We start from the raw sequence: 22794 nt of genomic DNA, 5'->3' as shown, positions 1-22794 counted from the left end.
GATTTTAGGCGATGTTCAGATACTTGTGGGTCTGCATCGACAGCCGCCAGTTGCGCGCGATGCAGGTTTCGATGCACAGGCGGGTCGCCTCTTCTTTCTGGCTGATCGGCTGCAGCGCAATAATCCGTGCCTTGTCGTCCTGTAGCGTCGCCAGCAGCGCGTCCAGCGCCTCGATGTCGCGCTCGCGCGCCACCGGATGCTTCACCTCGTCGGCGCGCCGCAGCGCCTGATCCAGCACCTTCATGCCGCCGCGCATATTCACCTTCGGCGAAACCGTCACCCAGGTGTTGGCGGAACAGCGCACCTCGTGGGTGCCGCTGGTCTCAATCTGGCAGCCATAACCATGCTGTTCGAACAGCTCGGTCAGCGGCGCCAGATCGTAGATGCAGGGTTCGCCGCCGGTGATCACCACATGGCGCGCGGTGTAGCCTTGTTGACGCATCACCGCCAACAGCTGCTCGGCGCTGGCGTTGCCCCAGGCGTCGCTCTCTTCTGTTTTGACCAGGATCCGTTGCAGGTCGACTTCCCGATTGGCTTCCTTTTCCCAGGTATGTTTGGTGTCGCACCAACTGCACCCTACCGGGCAGCCCTGCAAGCGGATAAAAATGGCCGGCACGCCGGTGAAAAAGCCTTCGCCCTGCAAGGTTTGGAACATCTCATTGATCGGGTACTGCATCGGTTTCTCAATCTGGAAAAGTAAAAAGCGATTATCGCAGATTCCGGCCCGGCGACCAAACGGCCAACATTGTATTAAATTTTATTCTCCGCGCCGCCGCCAGCATATCTCACCACCCATGGCGTTCATTTAATTTGTGAGTCGGGCTTTGGCCTTTCATTCACGGTGTAACCTGCTTCGCAAAAACAACATTTATTTAACGCATAAGATAAATATATTTGACATAAAGCGCCGACGCGCAGATGTATATACAAGCAAACACAAGCCGAGCGCCAGTTTCGGCCACGTTCCATCCATCACGACTACATCTGCGTTTAGAGGGTGCCATGACTCATTCCACCAGCGAGTTGAACATTCAGCAGGCCATCGACGACAGCAAGTTTTCGCTGTTTCACTGGACCCTGATCATTCTCGGATTCCTGATCCTCGCCATCGACGGTTTCGATACCGCCGCCATGGGCTATATCGCCCCCTCGGTCGCCAAAGACTGGGGCATCGTCAAACAGGATCTGGGGCCGGTGCTGAGCGCCGCGCTGCTGGGGCTGTCGCTCGGCGCGCTGATCGCCGGGCCAATCTCCGACCGCATCGGCCGCAAACGCGTGCTGGTGTTTTCCTGCCTGTTCTTCGGCCTGTCGAGCCTGGCGACCGCCTACGCCGGCTCGCTCAATAGCCTGACGCTGTGGCGCTTTCTCACCGGCCTCGGGCTGGGAGCGGCGATGCCCAACGCCATCACGCTGATCTCCGAATACGCGCCGCAGCGCTGCCGTTCGCTGGCGATCAACACCATGTACTGCGGTTTTCCGCTGGGCGCGGCCGGCGGCGGCGCCATTTCATCGTGGCTGATCCCGAGCTACGGCTGGCACAGCGTGCTGCTGCTCGGCGCCATTGCGCCGCTGGCGTTGACGGTTTTGCTGATCCTGCTGCTGCCGGAATCGGTCAAATACATGGTCAACCGCGGGCAGGATGCGGCGAAGATCAAGCGCATCGCACAGCGCTTCGTCAGCCAGAGCCTGGACGGCGTGACGCGTTTTTACCTGTACGAAGAGAAACTGACTCACACCAAGACCAGCGTCGGCCTGCTGTTCAGCCGCCCTTACCTGCTCGGCACGCTGATGCTGTGGCTGACCTACTTTATGGGGCTGGTGATCTACTACGTGTTGCTGAGCTGGATGCCGATCCTGATGCAGGGGCTGGGTTACCAGCTGGAGCAATCGGCGATGCTCACCTCGCTGTTCACCTTCGGCGGCACGCTCGGCATCCTGGTGGCCGGCTGGCTGATGGATCGCTGGAACGCGCATAAGGTGGTCTCGAGCGGCTTTGTCGCCACTGCCCTGCTGATCGTGGCGATGGCGACCGAGGACAAACACATCGTGCTGCTGGGCGCCTTCATCTTCCTGATGGGCGTCACCATGAACGGCGCGCAGTCCGGGTTGCAAACGCTGGCGGCCACCTTCTACCCCACCCACAGCCGCGCCACCGGTATCGCCTGGATGCAGGGCATCGGCCGCTTCGGCGGCGTCGCCGGCACCATGATGGGCGCCCAACTGCTGGCGATGCAGTGGGAGGTGCAGAACATCCTGATGTTCCTGTGCGTGCCGGCGCTGATCGCCGCCATCGCCACGGTATGCAAAATGAGCCGCAAACCGACACTGCAACCGGCGGCCTGACCCTGACAAGCCCGCCACCGACGGCGGGCTTTTTCCCTGCGGCGATAGGGTTTGTTTATCCCCTGGCCGCAACTGTAATCAGTCTGTAAAAATATTGTGACTAGCCGCCCAAAAATGAGTCATTTTTAATTCATTTTTGCCGAACAGCTCACTTTTCTCCGGCTTTCCATACATGAAGCCGGCGATAAAAAATCGCATATCGAACTGATATAAAAAGAAAATAACTTTTTCTTATGCCACTTTTCAGCGGCAACTGGTCAGTGTTGCATATGCTTGTACATACAAGTATATGTTAATAAACCCTACGCATTGTTATGCCGTGGTACTCATCCCCTACCGCGGCATGGAATCTGCACCGATACTGTTTGAGGAAACTGCTGTGACTACAAATAACAAAGTTCGCAATGTCGATGTACGCGCGCCACGCGGCACACAATTAAACGCAAAAAGCTGGCTGACCGAAGCGCCGTTACGCATGCTGATGAACAACCTCGATCCTGAAGTTGCGGAGAACCCACACGAGCTGGTGGTGTACGGCGGCATCGGCCGCGCCGCGCGCGACTGGGATTGCTACGACAAGATCGTCGAAACGCTGAAAACGCTGGAAGAAGACGAAACCCTGCTGGTGCAGTCCGGCAAGCCGGTCGGCGTCTTCAAAACCCACAGCAACGCGCCGCGCGTGCTGATCGCCAACTCCAACCTGGTGCCGCACTGGGCAACCTGGGAACACTTCAACGAGCTGGACGCCAAAGGCCTGGCCATGTACGGCCAGATGACCGCCGGCAGCTGGATCTACATCGGCAGCCAGGGCATCGTTCAGGGCACCTATGAGACCTTCGTCGAAGCGGGCCGCCAGCATTATGACGGCAGCCTGCAGGGCCGCTGGGTGCTGACCGCCGGCCTGGGCGGCATGGGTGGCGCGCAGCCGCTGGCCGCGACGCTGGCGGGCGCCTGCTCGCTGAACATCGAATGTCAGCAGAGCCGCATCGATTTCCGCCTGAAAACCCGCTACGTCGATGAGCAGGCCAACGATCTGGACGACGCGCTGGCCCGCATCAAAAAATACACCTCGGAAGGCAAAGCCATCTCCATCGCCCTGTGCGGCAACGCGGCGGAAATCCTGCCTGAGCTGGTTCGCCGCGGCGTGCGCCCGGACATGGTCACCGATCAGACCAGCGCCCACGATCCGCTGAACGGCTACCTGCCGAAGGGCTGGAGCTGGGAAGAGTATCGCCAGCGCGCCCAGACCGAGCCGGCCAAAGTGGTCGCCGCCGCCAAGCAGTCGATGGCCGATCACGTCAAAGCCATGCTGGCCTTCCAGCAGATGGGCGTGCCGACCTTCGACTACGGCAACAACATTCGCCAGATGGCGAAAGAAACCGGCGTCGACAACGCCTTCGACTTCCCGGGCTTCGTGCCGGCCTACATCCGTCCGCTGTTCTGCCGCGGCATCGGGCCATTCCGCTGGGCGGCGCTGTCCGGCGATCCGCAGGACATCTACAAAACCGACGCCATGGTGAAAGAGCTGATCCCGGATGACGAACACCTGCACCGCTGGCTGGACATGGCGCGCGAGCGCATCAGCTTCCAGGGCCTGCCGGCGCGCATCTGCTGGGTTGGCCTCGGCCAGCGCGCCAAGCTGGGCCTGGCGTTCAACGAAATGGTGCGCCGCGGCGAACTGTCCGCCCCGATCGTCATCGGCCGCGATCACCTGGATTCCGGCTCCGTTTCCAGCCCGAACCGTGAAACCGAAGCGATGAAAGACGGCTCCGATGCGGTTTCCGACTGGCCGTTGCTCAACGCCCTGCTGAACACCGCCAGCGGCGCCACCTGGGTTTCCCTGCACCACGGCGGCGGCGTCGGCATGGGCTTCTCCCAACACTCCGGCATGGTGATCGTCTGCGACGGCACCGACGAAGCCGCCGAGCGCATCGCCCGCGTCCTGCACAATGACCCGGCTACCGGGGTCATGCGTCACGCCGACGCCGGTTACGATATCGCTATCGACTGCGCCCGTGAGCAAGGCCTGAACCTGCCGATGGTTGCCGCGACCCAAGGAGAAAAAGCATGAAAGCGCTGACTATTCGCCCAGGCAAACTGACGCTGGCCCAGCTACGCGACGTCTATCAACACCCGGTGACACTGACGCTGGACGACAACGCCTACGCGCCAATCCAGCAGAGCGTGGCCTGCGTGGAACGCATCGTTGAAGAAAACCGCACCACCTACGGCATCAATACCGGGTTTGGCCTGCTGGCTTCGACGCGCATCGCCCGCGACGATCTGGAAAACCTGCAGCGTTCGATCGTGCTGTCGCACGCCGCCGGCGTGGGCGAGCCGACCGACGACAACCTGGTGCGCCTGATCATGGTGCTGAAGATCAACAGCCTGTCGCGCGGCTTCTCCGGCATTCGTCTGGAAGTCATTCAGGCGCTGATCGCGCTGGTCAACGCCGAAGTTTATCCGCATATTCCGCTGAAAGGCTCCGTCGGCGCCTCCGGCGACCTGGCGCCGCTGGCGCACATGAGCCTGGTGCTGCTGGGCGAAGGCCAGGCGCGCCATCAGGGCCAATGGCTGCCGGCGACCGAAGCGCTGGCCAAGGCCGGCCTGAAACCGCTGACCCTGGCGGCGAAAGAGGGCCTGGCGCTGCTGAACGGCACCCAGGTCTCCGCCGCCTTCGCGCTGCGCGGCCTGTTCGATGCCGAAGATCTGTTCGCCGCCGCGACCGTGGCGGGCAGCCTGACGGTGGAAGCGGCGCTGGGCTCTCGCAGCCCGTTCGATGCGCGCATCCACGAGGTGCGCGGCCAGCGCGGCCAGATCGACGCCGCCCTCGCCTACCGCCACCTGCTCGGCGCGCGCAGCGAAGTCTCCGACTCGCATCGCAACTGCGAAAAAGTGCAGGATCCTTACTCCCTGCGCTGCCAGCCGCAGGTGATGGGCGCCTGCCTGACGCAGATCCGCCAGGCCGCCGAGGTGCTGGAAATTGAAGCCAACGCCGTCTCCGATAACCCGCTGGTGTTCGCCGAACAGGGCGACGTGCTGTCCGGCGGCAACTTCCACGCCGAACCGGTGGCGATGGCCGCCGATAACCTGGCGCTGGCGTTTGCCGAAATCGGTTCGCTGTCCGAGCGCCGCATCTCGCTGATGATGGACAAGCACATGTCGCAGCTGCCACCGTTCCTGGTGGAGAACGGCGGCGTGAACTCCGGCTTCATGATCGCCCAGGTGACCGCCGCGGCGCTGGCCAGCGAAAACAAAGCGCTGGCGCACCCGTCGAGCGTTGACAGCATTCCGACCTCCGCCAACCAGGAAGACCACGTTTCCATGGCGCCGGCCGCCGGTCGCCGCCTGTGGATCATGGCGGACAACGTGCGCGGCATTCTGGCGGTCGAATGGCTGGCCGCCTGCCAGGGCCTGGATTTCCGCAACGGCCTGAAGACCTCGGAAGGTCTGGAGCAGGCGCGCCGTCTGCTGCGCGAGCATGTCAGTTTCTACGACAAGGATCGTTTCTTCGCCCCCGACATTGAAGCCGCCAGCCAACTCTTGGCGGCCGGTCACCTGACATCGCTGCTGCCTGCGGCGCTGCTGCCTAGCCAGGCCTAATCATCACACACTGAATCACGCAGTTTGTTCTGCCCCGCCGGGTGCGTTCCACCCGGCGCGGGCAGCGCGTGCCTGTTCGGCAAACACTTAACGGGAAGCAACATGCGTAACGAAACAACACAACTCAGACGCGGACTAAACGCGCGGCATATCCGTTTCATGGCTCTCGGCTCGGCGATCGGCACCGGCCTGTTCTACGGCTCCGCCGGCGCCATCCAGCTGGCCGGCCCGGCCGTGCTGCTGGCCTACCTGGTGGGCGGCGCGGCGGTGTTCATGGTGATGCGCGCGCTGGGTGAAATGGCGGTGCACCAGCCGGTTTCCGGCTCGTTCGGCCACTACGCCAGCCACTATCTCGGCCCGCTGGCCGGGTTCCTCACCGGTTGGACCTACACCTTCGAAATGGTGATCGTCGCCCTGGCGGACGTCACCGCCTTCGGCATTTATATGGGGCTGTGGTTCCCGGAGGTCGCCCAGTGGGTCTGGGTGCTCAGCATCATTCTGTTTATCGGCGCGCTCAACCTGTGCAGCGTCAAAGTGTTCGGCGAGCTGGAATTCTGGCTGTCGCTGGTCAAAGTCGCCGCCATCGTGGCGATGATCGTCGGCGGCGCGGCGGTGATGCTGTTCGGCTTCGGCCAAACCCAGCACGCCACCGGTATCAGCAATCTGTGGCAGCACGGCGGCTTTATGCCTAATGGCATCGGCGGCGTGGTCGCTTCATTGGCGGTGGTGATGTTCGCCTTCGGCGGCATCGAGATCATCGGCATTACCGCCAGCGAGGCGAAAGATCCCGCCAAAGTGCTGCCGAAGGCGATCAACGCCGTGCCGGTGCGCATCCTGCTGTTTTACGTGCTGACGCTGACGGTGCTGATGGCGATCTACCCGTGGAACAGCATCGGCCAGAACGGCAGCCCGTTCGTTGAGATCTTCAGCAACCTCGGCATCAGCTCCGCCGCCAACGTGCTGAACGTGGTGGTGATCACCGCCGCCATCTCGGCCATCAACAGCGACATCTTCGGCGCCGGCCGCATGATGTACGGCATGGCGCAGGACGGCCAGGCGCCGCGCAGCTTTACCAAACTGACCGCCAGCGGCGTGCCGTGGATGACGGTGCTGGTGATGTCGGTCGCCCTGCTGCTGGCGGTGGTGCTCAACTACCTGATCCCGGAGAAGGTCTTCATGATCATCGCCTCGATCGCCACCTTCGCCACCGTCTGGGTGTGGCTGATGATCCTGCTGTCGCAGATCGTCATGCGCCGCACGCTGTCGCCGGAAGAAACTCGTCAGTTGAGCTTCCCGGTGCCGTGGTGGCCGGTGGCGCCGGCGCTGGCGACCGCCTTTATGGCATTCGTCATCGGCCTGCTCGGCTACTTCGAAGAGAGCCGCATCGCGCTGTACGTCGGGCTGGTGTGGATCGCTTTACTCACCGTGGCTTACTGGCTGTGGGTGCGCAAGAAAGGCGGGGGTTCACCCGTCGCCACCGCACAGCAAAGCTACTAAAAACCATGAGCCCGCCGTTCCCGGGCTCTTTATCATTACAGCGGGGTATCACCATGCAAACACGACACAAACTCTGGCTTCCATTAATCGCACTCGGGCTGATGACAGGCAGCCTTTCAGTACGCGCCGCTGGCTGGTGCGAGTCCGGCAAACCAGTCAAATTCGCAGGACTGAATTGGGAGAGCGGCATGCTGTTGACCGATGTCATGCAATACGTGCTGCAAAAAGGCTACGACTGTAAAACCGATGCGCTGCCAGGCAACTCCATCACCATGGAACAAGCGGTCGGCACCAACGACATTCAAGTATTCGCCGAAGAGTGGATTGGCCGCAGCGAAGTGTGGAACAAAGCCGAGAAGGCTGGCAAAGCGGTCAGCGTCGGTGCCCCCATCGTCGGCGCCGAAGAAGGCTGGTATGTGCCGCGTTACGTGATTGAAGGCGATGCCAAGCGCAAGCTGAAACCACTGGCACCGGATCTGAAAAGCATTCCTGACCTGGCTAAATACGTCCAAGTGTTTCGCGATCAGGAAGAACCGGGAAAAGGCCGCTTTTACAACTGCCCGGCCGGTTGGACTTGCGAATTGGATAACACCGCCATCCTGAAGAAATTCAACCTGGACGATAAGTTCACCAACTTCCGTCCCGGCACCGGTCCGGCCTTGGATACCGCCATCTTATCCAGCTACCGGCGTGGCGAGCCGATCCTGTTCTATTACTGGTCGCCGACACCAATCATGGGCCAGCTTGATCTGGTGAAGTTGGAAGAGCCCGGAGTGGACAAAAACATTCACATCAAGGTCGGCATTTCCAGCGTATTTAATCAACAGGCGCCCGAGCTGGTGGGAGTACTGGCAAAAGTGAACCTGCCGCTCGATCTGGTGAACCAGAATCTGGTGCGCATGAGCAAGGAACGCATCAGCTCGCAGAAGCTGGCGCTGGAGTTCTTCAGGCAGCACCCCGACATCTGGAAACAATGGGTGAGCGAAGACGCGGCGAAGAAAATTCAGGCCTCCTTGTAAACATTTTCAGATTTCAGCAAACACTTACCCGCTGCTCATGGGGCGGGCCGGACAGGGGAAAAATCTATGTTTCCAGAACGCTTTACTTTCTCTATCGCCGATTGGATTAATGGCTGGGTCGATGTGCTGGTCACCCACTATGGCGACATGTTCCGCAAGATCTCCGATACCCTGTTATGGGCGGTGATCCACCTTGAAAGTCTGCTGCGCGCCACCCCCTGGTGGCTTATGCTGGCGATAGTTGGGCTGCTGGCCTGGCACTCTACCCGTCGCTGGCTGCCGACGCTGGTGATTGTCGGCCTGTTATTGCTGGTCGGTACTGCCGGCATGTGGGACAAATTGATGCAAACACTGGCGCTGGTGCTGGTAGCCACGCTGCTGGCGGTGATTATCGGTATTCCTTTAGGTGTGCTCGCAGCGCGCAACGATCGGGTGCGAGCGGTAATGATGCCGTTGATGGACGTGATGCAAACCATGCCAAGCTTCGTGTACCTCATCCCGGTGTTGATGCTGTTCGGTCTGGGCAAGGTACCTGCGATCCTGGCGACGGTGATCTACGCCACGCCGCCCCTGATCCGTCTGACTGACTTGGGGATCCGTCAGGTAGACAAGGAAGTGATGGAGTCGGTCACCGCCTTCGGTGCCAACCGATGGCAGAAATTGTTCGGCGTGCAGTTGCCGCTGGCACTGCCGAGCATTATGGCCGGTATTAACCAAACCACCATGATGTCGCTATCGATGGTCGTGGTGGCCTCAATGATCGGTGCGCGCGGTCTGGGCGAAGACGTGCTGGTGGGCATCCAGACGCTGAACGTCGGTCTGGGGTTGGAAGCCGGCCTGGCGATCGTCATCTTGGCCGTTGTTATTGATCGCATCACTCAAGCCTATGGCCGTTCCGCCGTTGCGAGGTAATCCCTGATGAACAAAATCGAAATCCAAAACGTTTACAAGATTTTCGGCCATAAAACGGCAGCGGCGCTGGCGATGAGCCAGCAGGGCAAAACCAAACAAGAAGTCCAGGCAGCCACCGACTGTGTCGTCGGGGTGCACGATCTGTCGATGTCGATCGCCGCCGGTGAGATCTTCGTGATCATGGGGCTATCCGGATCGGGCAAGTCTACTCTGGTGCGCCACTTCAATCGATTGATCGATCCCACCAGCGGCCAGATCCTAGTGGATGGTGAAGATATCCTGCGTTACGACGAGCGGCAGTTGGAGCACTTCCGCCGCCACAAGATCAGCATGGTGTTCCAGAGCTTTGGCCTGCTACCGCACAAAACCGTACTGGACAACGTTGGCTACGGCCTAAAGGTACGCGGCGAAACCAAAGAGGTCTACCAGGAGCGGGCGCGTCACTGGATCGACACCGTCGGGCTGAAAGGCTATGAAAAATCCTATCCACATCAGTTGTCCGGGGGTATGCGCCAGCGCGTCGGCCTGGCACGTGCATTGGCGACCGACACCGACATCATCCTGCTGGATGAGGCCTTCAGCGCGCTCGATCCGCTGATCCGCGCTGAAATGCAGGATCAGCTGTTGGCGCTGCAAAAAGAGTTGCACAAAACGCTGGTGTTCATCACTCACGATCTGGACGAGGCGGTGCGCATCGGCAACCGGATCGCGATCCTGAAAGACGGTAAGCTGATCCAAGTCGGCACTCCGCAGGAGATCCTCAACAATCCAGCCGATGAATACGTCAATCGTTTCGTACAACGCCGGCTGGCACTGGATGAAAACGTGCAAAAGCCACGCCCGATGAGCGTGGCCAATGCCTGAGGAGAGTCTGATGAACTACCCTATTTCGGTCAGGATCGACAGCCAACGGCTGCGCTGGCAGGACATCGTGGCAGTAGCTCGTTATCGCGCGCCGCTCAGCCTGTCTGACGCCGCCTGGGCGCGCATCGACAATGCCCAGGCTATCGTGCAAAAGATCGTTACCAGCGAACAGCGCGCCTATGGTGTCAATACTGGCCTGGGCGCATTATGCAATCAGGCGCTGCACGGCGAACAGCTGGCGCAACTGTCGCGCAATACGCTGATGAGCCACGCCTGCGGCGTCGGCGCACCGCTGAGCGATGAACAGACGCGCGCCATTATTTGCTGCGCCATCGTCAACTATAGTCACGGTAAATCAGGTATCCAGCGTCCGCTGGTGGCCATGTTGCTGGGGTTGCTCAACAGCGGTATTACGCCCCAGGTGCCGGCACAGGGTTCGGTCGGCTATCTGACCCACATGGCGCACGTCGGCGTCGCCTTGCTCGGCCTGGGTGAAGTCAGCTACCGCGGCCGAATAGTTGACGCCGCTCAGGCACTGGCTGCCGAGGGACTGACTCTGCCACCGCTGGGGGCGAAAGATGGTCTGTGCCTGGTCAATGGTACGCCCTGCATGACCGGGCTGGGCTGTCTGGCTCTGGCGGATGCCTTCCGTTTAACCCGGTGGGCCGACGTGATGGCAGCCATGAGCTTTGAAGCGTTGCGTGGGCAAATCGCCGCCTTCGACGCGGAGATCTTGGCACTAAAGCCACATCCTGGCATGCAATTGGTGGGCGAGAACCTGCGTGCGCTGCTGAACGGCAGTGAGGTGATCGCCGCCAGCGAAGGCATCCGTACCCAAGATGCGCTGAGTATCCGCTCAATTCCGCAGGTGCACGGTGCTTGCCGCGATCAAATCGCTCACGCCGCGCGGCAAATTGAGACCGAGTTAAACGGCACCAGCGACAATCCGCTGTTGCTCGGTACGCCGGATGATTTCCGGGTGGTGTCGCAAGCCAACCCGCACGGCGAGTCGGTGGCGATGGCCGCCGATCTGCTGGCGATTGCCATCGCCGAACTGAGCGGTATCTGCGAACGGCGCATCGATCGATTGATAAATCCGCTGGTCAGCGGCCTGCCGGCATTCCTGGTCAGTGAACCGGGCGTTAACTCCGGCATGATGATTGCCCAGTACGTTTCGGCTTCGCTGTGCGCCGAAAACCGTCAATTGGCTCAACCTTGCGTAGTCGATAACTATGTCACTTCTGCACTGCAGGAGGATCATCTGAGCATGGGCACCAGCGCGGCGCTGCGGCTGCGGCGTTCGCTGGATAACTGTAACCAAATCCTGGCCATCGAATACCTGCTGGCGGCGCAGGCGCTCGAATTTTTGCAACCGCAACGCTTTGGCGAAGGCACCGAACGCGCTTGGCGACAACTGCGCCAGAAGGTAGCGCCTTACCACCAAGACCGTTGGCTGGCGCCGGATATTGCCACCGCCGCCGCGTTGCTTAACGATGAAGCGGCTCTGGCGGATATCGCTCCCGGTCTGCGTTAATCCCCCTCCCTTTGCTTTTCGGCAAAGGGAGAGTTCAGTCTCGCCATTCCAACGCCCGCCGTATGTCCGCCTGCAAGTCGTCAAACGCCTCCAGCCCGGCGGACAACCGCACCAATCCTTCGCTGATATGATGGCGCCGCCGCTCTTCCGGGCTGTAGGCCGAGTGCGTCATGCTGGCCGGGTGTTGCGCCAGGCTTTCGCAATCGCCCAGGCTGACCGCGCGCAAGATGAGCTGCAGCGCATTGAGGAAGCGAATGCCTGCACTCATGCCGCCCCGCAGTTCAAACGCCAGCATGCCGCCGGGGCGCGCCATTTGCCGCTGCGCCAACGCATGCTGCGGGAAGTTCGCCAGGCCGGGATAATACACCCGCTCGACCGCAGGATGCTCCGCCAACATCTCCGCCAGACGCTGCGCGTTATCGCAATGACGATCCATGCGCAGCGGCAAGGTTTTCAAACCGCGCAGTACCAGCGCAGCATCCTGCGCCGACAGCACAGCCCCGTTCATGTCCTTCAGCCCCTCAAGCCGGATCGTCTGCGCCAGCGCCTCGCTCGTCACCGCCAGCCCGGCCAGCAGATCGCCGTGGCCGCCGAGGTACTTGGTGGCCGAGTGCACCACGATGTCGGCGCCCAGCGTCAGCGGCCGCTGCAGGTACGGCGTACAGTAGGTGTTGTCCACCAGCAACAACGCCTGATGCCGGTGTGCAATCTCCGCCACTGCGGCGATATCGATCAGTCGCATGTTGGGGTTGGCCGGGGTTTCGCAATACACCAGCCGGGTGCGCCTACCGATCGCGGCGGCCAGCCGCTCCGGCCGGGTCAGATCAACATGGGTTATCTTGACGCCAAAGCGCGCCAGACCGTGATGAAAATAGCTGAAGGTGCACCCATACACCGTTTCATCGACGATCAGCTCATCGCCCGGGCTGAGCAACGTCCAGCAACAGGCGGTGATCGCCCCCATGCCGGAAGAGAACGCCACCGCCGCTTCCCCCTCTTCGAGGTTGGCGATGCGCTGCTCCAGCAGATTCAGCGTCGGGTTGGCGATACGTGAATAGAAATACCCCGGTTCGGTGCCGGCAAAGCAAGCGCCGCCATATTCCGCCGTGGGAAAGGTAAAAGTGGAGCTCATAAACACCGGCGGGCACAGCGCCCCCTGATGCTGCTGAGGATCGTAGCCATAATGAATAGCGCGGGTAGCAAAGGCATGGTCAAGTTTGCCGGACATAACGACTCCTTATCTGAGTGAACGAAGCCGATTCAATTATTCATCGGAAGCATCCGGCGGCAACGCGCAGTCCCGTGTACGCCGCCCGATAATTTGCAGAGTGCGCAGCAGCAGCATGACGCCCAGCAGGGTGTCCGGCTGCTTCAGCAAGGCGTAAGCCGCACGAAAATTGGCGGGCGGCGGGTTCAATTGCAGCTCGCTGTGCGCCATCTTCAACGCAGTCCCTCCCTCCCAACCGACCGTAACCAGCCCTTCGAACACGCCGGCCAGTTTTTCCACCAGCGCGTTGTCGGCGATATCCACTACGTCCGACAGCAACGACAGCAGATCGACCACGTTGTCCAGCCGCCCGCCGGCCAGCAACGGCCGCAGTTTTTCCAGCAAGCCCGCCAGCGATTGGAGTTCATCACCATGCACCGTGCTTTCCGTCATATCAGCCCCCTTACCGTGGCCCAATACAGACCGCGGTTAAAACCGTTGCGCAGCATGCCGCCCACCTTGGTGGCCGGGGTCGGCAGCACGTCGTGACGGTAGTCGTACACCAGCGGCATGCCGGCATTCAGCCCCATTTGCGCGACCGCCTGCACCTTGCCGTCGTAATGGCTGACCGTTTGCCCCAGCCGTATTTCCGCCACGATGTTGTCGGCGATCACCGGCGCCTGATTGTGGCAAGAACCGCCTGCCTTGCTGACCGGCAGATCCACGGTATCGCCTATCACGTATACGCCCTGCTGGCCGTACACCTGCAGCGTTTGGTGATCGGTCGGCAACCACCCCTCGCCGTTTTGAATATCGCTCAGGCCGGTGTTGCGCACCGCTTCCACCGCCCGGATCGGCGGCGTGGCCATCAGGATGTCAAACGGCTGTTCCTCCCCCTCGGCGGAATAGGCGATGTTGCGCTGTGCGTCCACCCGGCTGAGGGTAAAACCGCGCTGGTGACGGATATCGCGCGCGGCAAAAATGGCGGGCAGCGCTTCGCCGGTCGGGCGCTGCAAAAACAGGCAGTTGCGCAGCAATTGGGAAATGGTCGGATAGGTATAAACGATCTCCACCGCCTTACGCACGCCGCGCCGCCGCAGGTAGTCATCCAGCATCAAGGTGGTTTCGATCGGCGCGATGCCGCACTGGTGGGGCACGTTGGGGGTTTCAGGGAAGGAAACGGTGATGAAGATACGCCCTTTCTCGATAGTCGCCAGTTTTTGCGCCAACCGCCTGGCGGCCTGATACTGGTAAAAATGATCGCCCGCCTGCGCCAGCCCTTCGATACGCTCCGGCCAGGGGACGCAGCCGGTAGCAAAGACCAGAAAGTCATAGGAATAAATTTTACCGCTTTGCGTGGCTATATTTCGCTGTGTTAAATCGAAAGATTCCGCTTTATCAACAATGAATTGTATTTCAGGGCGCAATAAACTCCGCTGTGAGCGCGTGAGTTCCTGCTTGAAAAAAGTATTGAACGCCACATACATAAATGCCGGTTTGTAATAATGCAGCGGTGAATCCGATATCATTAATAACTCAACTTTATTATTAATAATTTCTCGGTGCAATTTTCCGGCCAATATATTGGCCAGGATGGTGCCGCCGGTTCCGCCGCCGACAATGACAATTAGCTGTCGCATCAAGCCCTCGCTCAACCGGCCAGCAAGCCGGCAGTATTAAGGCATAGTGAGGATGAAGATCTACGGCAGAACGGCGAGAAATAAGCTGCCTCATTGGCAGTCTAGTAACGAATAATTATAAAGCAAATAAAAATGGAATATAAAATAAACGCAATTACTATCTTTAATAAAATTATCGGGTTAAATAGGACCACATTTTCAATAAAAAGCTTATTATTAGACTGACATTCATCACGAATTTAAAACATAAAAAAAACCCGCCGCGGCGGGTTTTTATTTAGCAACCGAATCGGTCGAACTTACTGGCCTTTAACTTCTTTCAGGCCGTTGAACGGCGCACGGTCACCCAGCGCTTCTTCGATACGGATCAGTTGGTTGTACTTGGCAACGCGGTCAGAACGGCTCATGGAACCGGTTTTGATCTGGCCAGCCGCAGTCCCTACCGCCAGGTCGGCGATGGTCGCGTCTTCGGTTTCACCGGAACGGTGAGAGATCACCGCGGTGTAGCCGGCGTCTTTCGCCATCTTGATAGCCGCCAGAGTTTCGGTCAGAGAACCGATCTGGTTGAATTTGATCAGGATGGAGTTAGCGATGCCTTTCTCGATGCCTTCTTTCAGGATCTTGGTGTTGGTAACGAACAGATCGTCGCCCACCAGCTGGATTTTGTCGCCCAGAACTTTGGTCTGGTAAGCGAAGCCCGCCCAGTCGGATTCATCCAGGCCGTCTTCGATAGACACGATTGGGTACTGTTTGGTCAGATCTTCCAGGAAGTGAGTGAACTCTTCGGAAGTGAAGGCTTTGTTGCCTTCGCCGGCCAGCACGTATTTACCGTCTTTGTAGAATTCGGAAGCCGCGCAGTCCATCGCCAGAGTGACGTCTTTGCCCAGCTCGTAGCCCGCCGCTTTTACCGCTTCAGCGATAACCGCCAGCGCTTCGGCGTTGGAACCCAGGTTTGGCGCGTAGCCGCCTTCGTCGCCCACGGCGGTGTTCATGCCTTTGCCTTTCAGAACTTTCGCCAGGTGGTGGAACACTTCAGAACCGATGCGCACCGCTTCTTTCAGGGTTTTCGCGCCAACCGGCTGAATCATGAATTCCTGAATGTCGACGTTGTTGTCAGCGTGCTCGCCGCCGTTGATGATGTTCATCATCGGCAGTGGCATGGAGAATTTGCCTGGGGTGCCGTTCAGTTCAGCGATGTGCTCGTACAGCGGCATGCCTTTAGAAGCTGCGGCCGCTTTCGCTGCTGCCAGGGAAACCGCCAGAATGGCGTTGGCGCCGAAGTTGGATTTGTTTTCGGTGCCGTCCAGCTCGATCATGATCTTGTCGATGTTCGCCTGGTCTTTGGCATCTTTACCCAGTACTGCCTGAGCAATCGGACCGTTTACTGCAGCAACGGCTTTCAGTACGCCTTTACCCAGGAAACGAGACTTGTCACCGTCACGCAGTTCCAGCGCTTCGCGGGAACCGGTAGAAGCACCTGACGGCGCAGCAGCCAGGCCGACGAAACCGCCTTCCAGATGAACTTCGGCTTCAACAGTCGGGTTACCGCGGGAGTCGATGATTTCACGACCGATGACTTTAACGATTTTGGACATTAGGTTTTCCTCAGTACAAGTTAAACTAAAACTCCAGACAAACAGCGCGCGGTTCTCACCGCGCGCCGCCTACCAAATATTTTATTTCACCTGGCGCTTCTGATGCTCGCCTGCGGCTTTCACGAAGCCGGCGAACAGCGGATGCCCATCACGCGGCGTAGACGTAAATTCCGGGTGGAACTGACAGGCTACAAACCACGGGTGATTCGGCAGTTCAATGATCTCGACCAGCTTGTTGTCGGCGGAACGACCGGCGACACGCAGCCCTGCGGCTTCGATCTGCTTCAACAGCATGTTGTTAACTTCGTAACGGTGACGGTGACGCTCGACAATGGTCGGTTCGCCATACAGCTGACGCACCAGGCTGTTGTCGATCAGGTTGCACTGTTGGCCACCTACGCGCATCGTGCCGCCCAAATCGCTTTCTTCGCTGCGCACTTCGACGTTGCCGTCTTCGTCGCGCCATTCGGTGATCAACGCCACCACCGGGTACTTACAGTCTGGCATAAACTCGGTGGAGTTGGCGTTTTCCATGCCCGCCACGTTGCGAGCGAACTCCATCAGCGCCACCTGCATGCCCAGGCAAATGCCCAGGTAAGGAATGTTGTTCTCGCGCGCATAGCGTGCGGTCATCACTTTGCCTTCCACGCCGCGGTAACCGAAGCCGCCCGGGATCAGGATCGCGTCCAGCTCTTTCAGCACTTCCACGCCGCGGGTTTCCACGTCCTGCGAGTCGATCAGCTTGATGTTCACGGTCAGACGGTTTTTCAGCCCGCCGTGCTTCAGCGCTTCGATCACCGACTTGTAGGCGTCCGGCAGCTCAACGTATTTGCCGACCATGCCGATGGTCACTTCGCCGCCCGGATTGGCTTCTTCGTAGATCACCTGTTCCCATTCGGCCAGGTTGGCTTCCGGTGCGTTCAAGCTGAATCGTTTACAAATATAATCGTCCAGCCCCTGAGATTTCAATAGGCCTGGGATTTTATAAATAGAATCAACGTCTTTCAGAGAGATAACCGCTTTTTCCGGCACGTTGCAGAAAAGCGCGATTTTAGCGCGTTCGTTAGCAGGAACTGCGCGATCGGAACGGCAAATCAGCACATCAGGCTGAATACCGATGGAAAGCAGCTCTTTTACGGAATGCTGGGTCGGCTTGGTTTTCACTTCGCCGGCCGCCGCCATGTACGGCACCAGCGTCAGGTGCATGTACAGGGTGTGCTCGCGGCCCACTTCCACCGCCATCTGACGGATGGCTTCGAGGAACGGCAGCGATTCGATATCGCCGACGGTGCCGCCGATTTCCACCAGCACCACATCGTGGCCTTCGCCACCTTCGATGATGCGCTCTTTGATCGCGTTGGTGATGTGCGGAATGACCTGCACGGTCGCACCCAGATAGTCGCCGCGGCGTTCTTTACGCAGCACGTCGGAGTAGATGCGGCCGGTGGTGAAGTTGTTGCGACGCGACATTTTGGTGCGGATGAAGCGCTCGTAGTGACCCAAATCCAGATCGGTTTCTGCGCCGTCTTCGGTGACGAAAACTTCCCCATGCTGAATCGGGCTCATGGTGCCCGGATCCACGTTGATGTACGGGTCCAGTTTCATGATGGTAACGTTGAGGCCACGGGCTTCAAGAATAGCCGCCAGAGAGGCTGCGGCAATGCCTTTACCCAGAGAGGATACGACCCCGCCGGTCACAAAAATATAATTAGTTGTCATGCTGAACCTGAGAGTTTAGGTTTAAAGACGATGGAAGAACCAGGACGGGAAAGTAGTATACCCGAACCTCTCCTGACCTACAAACGATCGTTTTGCTGTCCATCATCTCGGCCGCCCTCCCGTGTTCATCAGGGTTTACTCCGCCGGCGCCGCATAAACCCTCCAGGTAAAACAAAGAGTTAGCAGAGAAAATTTCTTTTTACCGCCCCTCAGGAGCGATAAAACGCCTTAGATTTCAGTTTGTTGCCCTTTTGCTGCCGCCGGCAGCCATGCGCCTCTAACCTGACCGAAAGCTTAACCGTTTCAGCTTGAGCGAACCTTGTCGGCGATCAACATTGTCGCGGCGATTCAGCTTTCCTGGCGTTTCACCTGCTGCCAGGCCTCTTCCATCTGCTCCAGCGTGGCGTCTTCAAGCCGCAGCCCGCTTTGCTTGACGATGGCTTCCACCTGGCGGAAGCGACGCTCGAACTTGCGGTTCGCCGCCTGCAGCGCGTTCTCCGCCTTGTGGCCTAAATGGCGCGACAGGTTCACCGTGGCGAACAGCAGATCGCCGATCTCCTCTTCCAGCTTGCTCTCGTCGACCACCGCCTGGCGGGCTTCGTGCATCACTTCGTCGATCTCTTCGTACACTTTGTCCAGCACCGGGCCCAGGGTGTTCCAGTCGAAGCCGACCGAGGCGCAGCGTTTCTGGATCTTGTGCGCTTTCATCAACGCCGGCAGCGCCTGCGGAATGTCGTCCAGCACCGAGTGCAACGCTTTTTCGGCGCGCTCGCCGGCCTTCAACTGCTCCCAGCGCGCCGCCACGGCTTCGCTGTCTCCACCCTCAGCGTCGCCGAAGATGTGCGGGTGACGCCGCTCCAGCTTGTCGCTGATGGCGGTGCACACCTCATCGAAATCGAACAGCCCCTGCTCCTGCCCCATTTGGGCGTAGAACACCACCTGAAACAGCAAGTCGCCCAGCTCGTCGCGCAAATCGGCGTAGTCCTGCCGCTCGATGGCGTCCAGCACTTCGTAAGTCTCTTCCAGCGTGTATGGCGCGATGGTGGCGAAGGTTTGCTTGCGGTCCCACGAGCAGCCGCTCTGCGGGTCGCGCAGCGTTTTCATGATGTTCAGCAGACGCTGCAGCGGAGTGGATTGGGTCATAAAAAATCCCTGAGAAAGCATGGGGGCGCAGGGGAGCGCCCGCCGAATTCATGGATTTCGAGCCGCATCCGCTATTGATACGGCCCGAAAGGCGATGTGGGCTTAGTTGCCGTGCAGACGCTTGGCGTCTATCACGTCCGGCAGCTGGTTCAGCTTCGCCAGCACCCGGCTCAGCACCTGCTGGTTGTAGATTTCGATATCCATGTCGATGGTGGCCAACTGCTTCTTGGTGTCGCTGCGGCTGGCGACGCCCAGTACGTTGACCTTTTCGTTGGCCAGAATGGTGGTAATGTCGCGCAGCAGCCCGCTGCGATCGTTGGCCATCACGCGCACCACCAGCGAATAACCGCTGGAGTAGCTTTCACCCCATACCGCGTCGACGATGCGCTCCGGCGCGTGCGATTGCAGATCGACCAGCTGATCGCAGTCCGCACGGTGGATCGAAATACCGCGCCCCTGGGTGATAAAGCCGACGATGTCGTCACCCGGGATCGGCTGGCAGCAGCGGGCGATGTGGTGCATCAGGTTGCCCACGCCTTCCACCACCACCCGGCCGTTGTCCTTGTTGCGGGCCGGCGGCGGCGCTTTCTGCTGCACCAGCTGGCGCAGCGCCTCGCGATCCTGCTCTTCGGCGCTCGGCTTGTTGAACTTGCCCTGCAGGTAATTCACCATCTGGTTCAGGCGAATGTCCCCACCGCCGATCGCCGCCAACACCTCGTCCAGCGAGTTCATGTTGTAGCGCGGGATCAACAGCTTCTCAGCCTCTTTCAGGCTGATGCCGAGGTGTTCCAGTTCGTTGTCCAACATCTGGCGGCCGGCGAGAATGTTCTTGTCGCGGTCCTGCTTGCGGAACCAGTTGTGGATCTTCGAGCGCCCGCGGCTGGTGGTGACATAGCCCAGGTTCGGGTTCAGCCAGTCGCGGCTCGGGTTCGGCTGCTTCTGGGTGATAATCTCAATCTGATCGCCCATCTTCAGCTGATAGGTAAACGGCACGATGCGGCCGCCGATCTTGGCGCCGATACAGCGGTGGCCGACGTCGCTGTGAATGTGGTAGGCGAAATCGAGCGGCGTGGAGCCGGCCGGCAGATCCACCACGTCGCCTTTCGGCGTAAACACATACACCCGATCGTCGAACACCTGGCTGCGCACTTCGTCGAGCATCTCGCCGGAGTCCGCCATCTCTTCCTGCCAGGCGATGAGCTTGCGCAGCCAGGCGATGCGTTCTTCGTAGCCGGAGCGCACGGTCACGCCCGCGCCCTCTTTATACTTCCAGTGCGCGGCCACGCCCAGCTCGGCGTCTTCATGCATTTGCCGGGTGCGGATCTGAATCTCGACGGTTTTGCCGCGCGGCCCCAGCACCACGGTGTGGATAGACTGGTAGCCGTTGGGTTTCGGGTTGGCGACGTAGTCGTCGAACTCGTCCGGCAGATGGCGGAAGTGGGTATGCACGATGCCCAACGCCGCATAGCAATCCTGCAGGCGCTCCGCCACGATGCGCACCGCGCGCACGTCGAACAGTTCGTCGAACGCCAGGTGCTTTTTCTGCATCTTGCGCCAGATGCTGTAGATGTGTTTCGGCCGGCCGTAGATCTCCACCCGAATGCCTTCGCTGGCCATTTCGGCGCGCAGCCCGGCAACGAAGTCGTCGATGAACTGTTCGCGATCGATGCGGCGCTCATGCAACAGCTTGGCGATGCGCTTGTATTCTTCCGGATGCAGGTAGCGGAAGCAGAAATCTTCCAGTTCCCACTTCAGCTGGCCGATGCCGAGCCGGTTGGCCAGCGGGGCGTAGATGTTGGAACACTCTTTCGCCGCCAGCACGCGCTCGTCTTCCGGCGCGTCTTTCACCTCGCGCAGGTGGGCGATGCGCTCCGCCAGCTTGATGACCACGCAGCGGAAATCCTCCACCATCGCCAACAGCATGCGGCGCACGTTGTCGACCTGTTCGGAGGCCATCGAGTCGTTTTGGGTGGCTTTCAGTTGGCGGATGGCGTCCATGTCGCGCACGCCGTGCACCAGCGCGACAATGCCCTTGCCGAACGCTTCGGTCAGGGTCTCTTCCTGCACGATGTCGGCGTCCACCAGAGGGAACAGCAGCGCAGCGCGCATGCTGTCGTTATCCATGCTCAGCGTCGAGAGGATTTCCACCATCTCCAGGCCGCGCCACAGCAGCAGCGAGGCGTCGGGGTGATTCTGGGTCTGCTGCTCACAATAACGCCAGGTTGCGGCCAATCGCTCACATGACTGCGGGTTAGGTAGCCCCAAGCCGGCTATCCACTCATCGAGAGCGAACTCACCCGCCGTATTCAGATGTGCACTTCTTACCGCAACCATAACTTCTCCCTACTTTGCAGCGACCTCTGGCGCGCGCTCGTTGATAAACAGCGCCATTGATTCAAGATGCCCCGTGTGCGGAAACATATCCAACATCCGCACGCGCGCAAGACGATAACCGGCGCTCAACAGCACTTTGCTGTCGCGAGCCAGCGTGGTGGGGTTACAGGAAACATACACCACCCGCGCCGGCGCCAGTTTTACAATGTGTGACATCACCCCGGCCGCACCGGCGCGGGCGGGATCCAGCATCACCTTATCAAACCCTTGTGCTGCCCAAGGTTGCCGCGCAACGTCGTCCTCCAGATTCTCGTGGAAGAACGATGCATTATTCAGCTTATTCTTATGTGCATTATATTGCCCATTCGCTACCAGCGTGGCAACACCTTCGATGCCCACCGCCGCAGCGGCGCGGCGCGCCAGCGGCAGGGTAAAATTGCCCATGCCGCAGAACAGGTCCAGCACCCGATCATTGGGTTGAATGTCGAGCCATTCAAGGGCCTGCGCCACCATTTGTTGGTTTACGGCGTCATTGACCTGAATAAAGTCGCGCGGGCTGAAGTCTAAGCGTAGCCCGTCAACCTGATAATACGGCGTGTCACCGCACAGTTTTTCCACGCGATCGCTGTCCGGCGCCAGGTAAACGGCGAGGTTTTCCCGCTCGCCAAACGCCAACAGCGCCTGCCGATCCGCCTCTTTCAGCGCGTCGAGATGGCGCAGCACCAGCAGCGGGCCGTTATCCGCCAGCACCAGCTCTACATGCCCCAGTCGCCGTACCGCCTGCAGCCCGCTCAGGCAGGCGCGCACCGGCGCCAGCAGCCGTTCCAGCTCCGTCCGCAGCACCGGGCAGTGCTCCACCGCCACCAGCTCGCTGGAGGCCGCCTGTCGAAAGCCCATCATCAGGCGCTGCGGCTTGGGCTGCCACGCCAGGCTCAGGCGGGCGCGACGGCGATAGCCGTATTCCGGGCCGGCGATCACCGGCTCCTGCTGCGGGGTCACCCCGGTTTCGCGGGCAATCATGCGCACCAGCGCCGCCGCCTTGCTCTGCTGTTGCAGCGCCTCATCCGCATGCTGCTGCTGGCAGCCGCCGCACACGCCGAAATGCGGGCAGCGCGGCGCCACCCGCTGTGGGCTGCGGCTCAGCAGGCGCTTGAGCTTGCCTTTGGCGAACTGGCGCTTATCTTCGGTCAGCTGGATTTCCGCCTGCTCGCCCGGCAATACGCCCGGCACGAACACCGCTTTGCCGTCGTGGCGCGCCACGCCCTGTCCGAAAGGATCGAGATCGCTCACCGTCACGGTGAAGATTTGTGAGCTCTGCCGGGTCGTCACGCGGCGTTTGGGAGAGTAGAATTGCGCCATATTTGTCGATTGTGTGCTGGTTCAT

General features: G+C 59.9%; 17 protein-coding genes. 8 read left to right on the top strand and 9 right to left on the bottom strand.

Translation table 11 applies throughout. The features are described from left to right. Positions 1–4 precede the first annotated feature (4 nt). Positions 5–676, bottom strand: a complete 672-nt coding sequence (queE, locus tag ACK3CV_RS04365) for a 7-carboxy-7-deazaguanine synthase QueE (RefSeq protein ID WP_041033308.1) — start codon at positions 674–676, stop codon at positions 5–7. A 326-nt stretch (positions 677–1002) separates the two neighbouring features. On the opposite strand from queE, the gene ACK3CV_RS04360 reads away from it, so the two are divergent. From ACK3CV_RS04360 to ACK3CV_RS04325, 8 genes are all read left to right on the top strand, one after another. Continuing rightward, the gene (locus ACK3CV_RS04360; protein ID WP_164141313.1) at positions 1003–2343 is read left to right on the top strand and encodes an MFS transporter; all 1341 of its coding nucleotides are present in this window, start codon (positions 1003–1005) and stop codon (positions 2341–2343) included. A gap of 379 nt (positions 2344–2722) precedes the next feature. Beyond that, complete coding sequence (gene hutU / locus ACK3CV_RS04355) at positions 2723–4414, top strand: urocanate hydratase (RefSeq protein ID WP_041033306.1); 1692 nt, start codon at positions 2723–2725, stop codon at positions 4412–4414. Beyond that, positions 4411–5946: a histidine ammonia-lyase gene (gene hutH / locus ACK3CV_RS04350; RefSeq protein ID WP_033637148.1), complete on the top strand. Its 1536-nt coding sequence runs from the start codon at positions 4411–4413 to the stop codon at positions 5944–5946. Before hutU ends, hutH begins: the two co-directional genes overlap by 4 nt. A 102-nt stretch (positions 5947–6048) precedes the next feature. Continuing rightward, complete coding sequence (locus ACK3CV_RS04345) at positions 6049–7443, top strand: amino acid permease (RefSeq protein WP_164039458.1); 1395 nt, start codon at positions 6049–6051, stop codon at positions 7441–7443. Between the two features lie 5 nt (positions 7444–7448). Then, a complete protein-coding gene (locus ACK3CV_RS04340) occupies positions 7449–8462 on the top strand; it encodes an ABC transporter substrate-binding protein (protein WP_306768616.1) in 1014 nt (337 codons plus the stop codon). 66 nt (positions 8463–8528) lie between these two features. Then, the gene (locus tag ACK3CV_RS04335; protein WP_033637145.1) at positions 8529–9374 is read left to right on the top strand and encodes an ABC transporter permease; all 846 of its coding nucleotides are present in this window, start codon (positions 8529–8531) and stop codon (positions 9372–9374) included. Between the two features lie 6 nt (positions 9375–9380). Continuing rightward, on the top strand, positions 9381–10238 hold the full coding sequence (locus tag ACK3CV_RS04330) for a quaternary amine ABC transporter ATP-binding protein (RefSeq protein WP_050595971.1): 858 nt from the start codon (positions 9381–9383) through the stop codon (positions 10236–10238). Between the two features lie 10 nt (positions 10239–10248). Next, positions 10249–11772, top strand: coding sequence for an HAL/PAL/TAL family ammonia-lyase (locus tag ACK3CV_RS04325; RefSeq protein WP_033637144.1), 1524 nt, complete (start codon positions 10249–10251; stop codon positions 11770–11772). Positions 11773–11806: 34 nt separating this feature from the next. Here the strand turns inward: ACK3CV_RS04325 and ACK3CV_RS04320 are convergent, their stop codons facing one another. The 8 genes from ACK3CV_RS04320 to rlmD form a co-directional block, all read right to left on the bottom strand. After that, positions 11807–13000, bottom strand: a complete 1194-nt coding sequence (locus ACK3CV_RS04320; RefSeq protein ID WP_164039453.1) for a methionine gamma-lyase — start codon at positions 12998–13000, stop codon at positions 11807–11809. Positions 13001–13036: 36 nt separating this feature from the next. Beyond that, the gene (locus tag ACK3CV_RS04315) at positions 13037–13432 is read right to left on the bottom strand and encodes a helical membrane plugin domain-containing protein (protein WP_082245735.1); all 396 of its coding nucleotides are present in this window, start codon (positions 13430–13432) and stop codon (positions 13037–13039) included. Then, entirely contained in the window at positions 13429–14619 is a 1191-nt protein-coding gene (locus ACK3CV_RS04310; protein ID WP_164039451.1) for an NAD(P)/FAD-dependent oxidoreductase, read from the bottom strand. Before ACK3CV_RS04310 ends, ACK3CV_RS04315 begins: the two co-directional genes overlap by 4 nt. Before the next feature lie 299 nt (positions 14620–14918). Then, complete coding sequence (gene eno / locus ACK3CV_RS04305) at positions 14919–16214, bottom strand: phosphopyruvate hydratase (protein WP_164039447.1); 1296 nt, start codon at positions 16212–16214, stop codon at positions 14919–14921. An 81-nt stretch (positions 16215–16295) separates the two neighbouring features. Further along, positions 16296–17933 carry a glutamine hydrolyzing CTP synthase gene (pyrG, locus tag ACK3CV_RS04300; protein ID WP_164039445.1) on the bottom strand — a complete coding sequence of 546 codons (1638 nt, stop codon included), beginning with the start codon at positions 17931–17933 and terminating at the stop codon, positions 16296–16298. 348 nt (positions 17934–18281) lie between these two features. Further along, positions 18282–19076 (bottom strand): nucleoside triphosphate pyrophosphohydrolase, encoded by a 795-nt coding sequence (gene mazG / locus ACK3CV_RS04295; RefSeq protein ID WP_033637138.1) that lies wholly within the window; start codon positions 19074–19076, stop codon positions 18282–18284. 102 nt (positions 19077–19178) lie between these two features. Further along, complete coding sequence (gene relA / locus ACK3CV_RS04290) at positions 19179–21410, bottom strand: GTP diphosphokinase (RefSeq protein ID WP_060445925.1); 2232 nt, start codon at positions 21408–21410, stop codon at positions 19179–19181. A gap of 9 nt (positions 21411–21419) precedes the next feature. Continuing rightward, positions 21420–22769 (bottom strand): 23S rRNA (uracil(1939)-C(5))-methyltransferase RlmD, encoded by a 1350-nt coding sequence (rlmD, locus tag ACK3CV_RS04285; RefSeq protein ID WP_164039443.1) that lies wholly within the window; start codon positions 22767–22769, stop codon positions 21420–21422. Positions 22770–22794 lie beyond the last annotated feature (25 nt).

This window comes from Serratia sp. TSO36, from assembly GCF_057808395.1.
The sequence above is the reverse complement of the archived record's forward strand: the minus strand, read 5'-3'. Positions and strand labels throughout refer to the sequence as shown.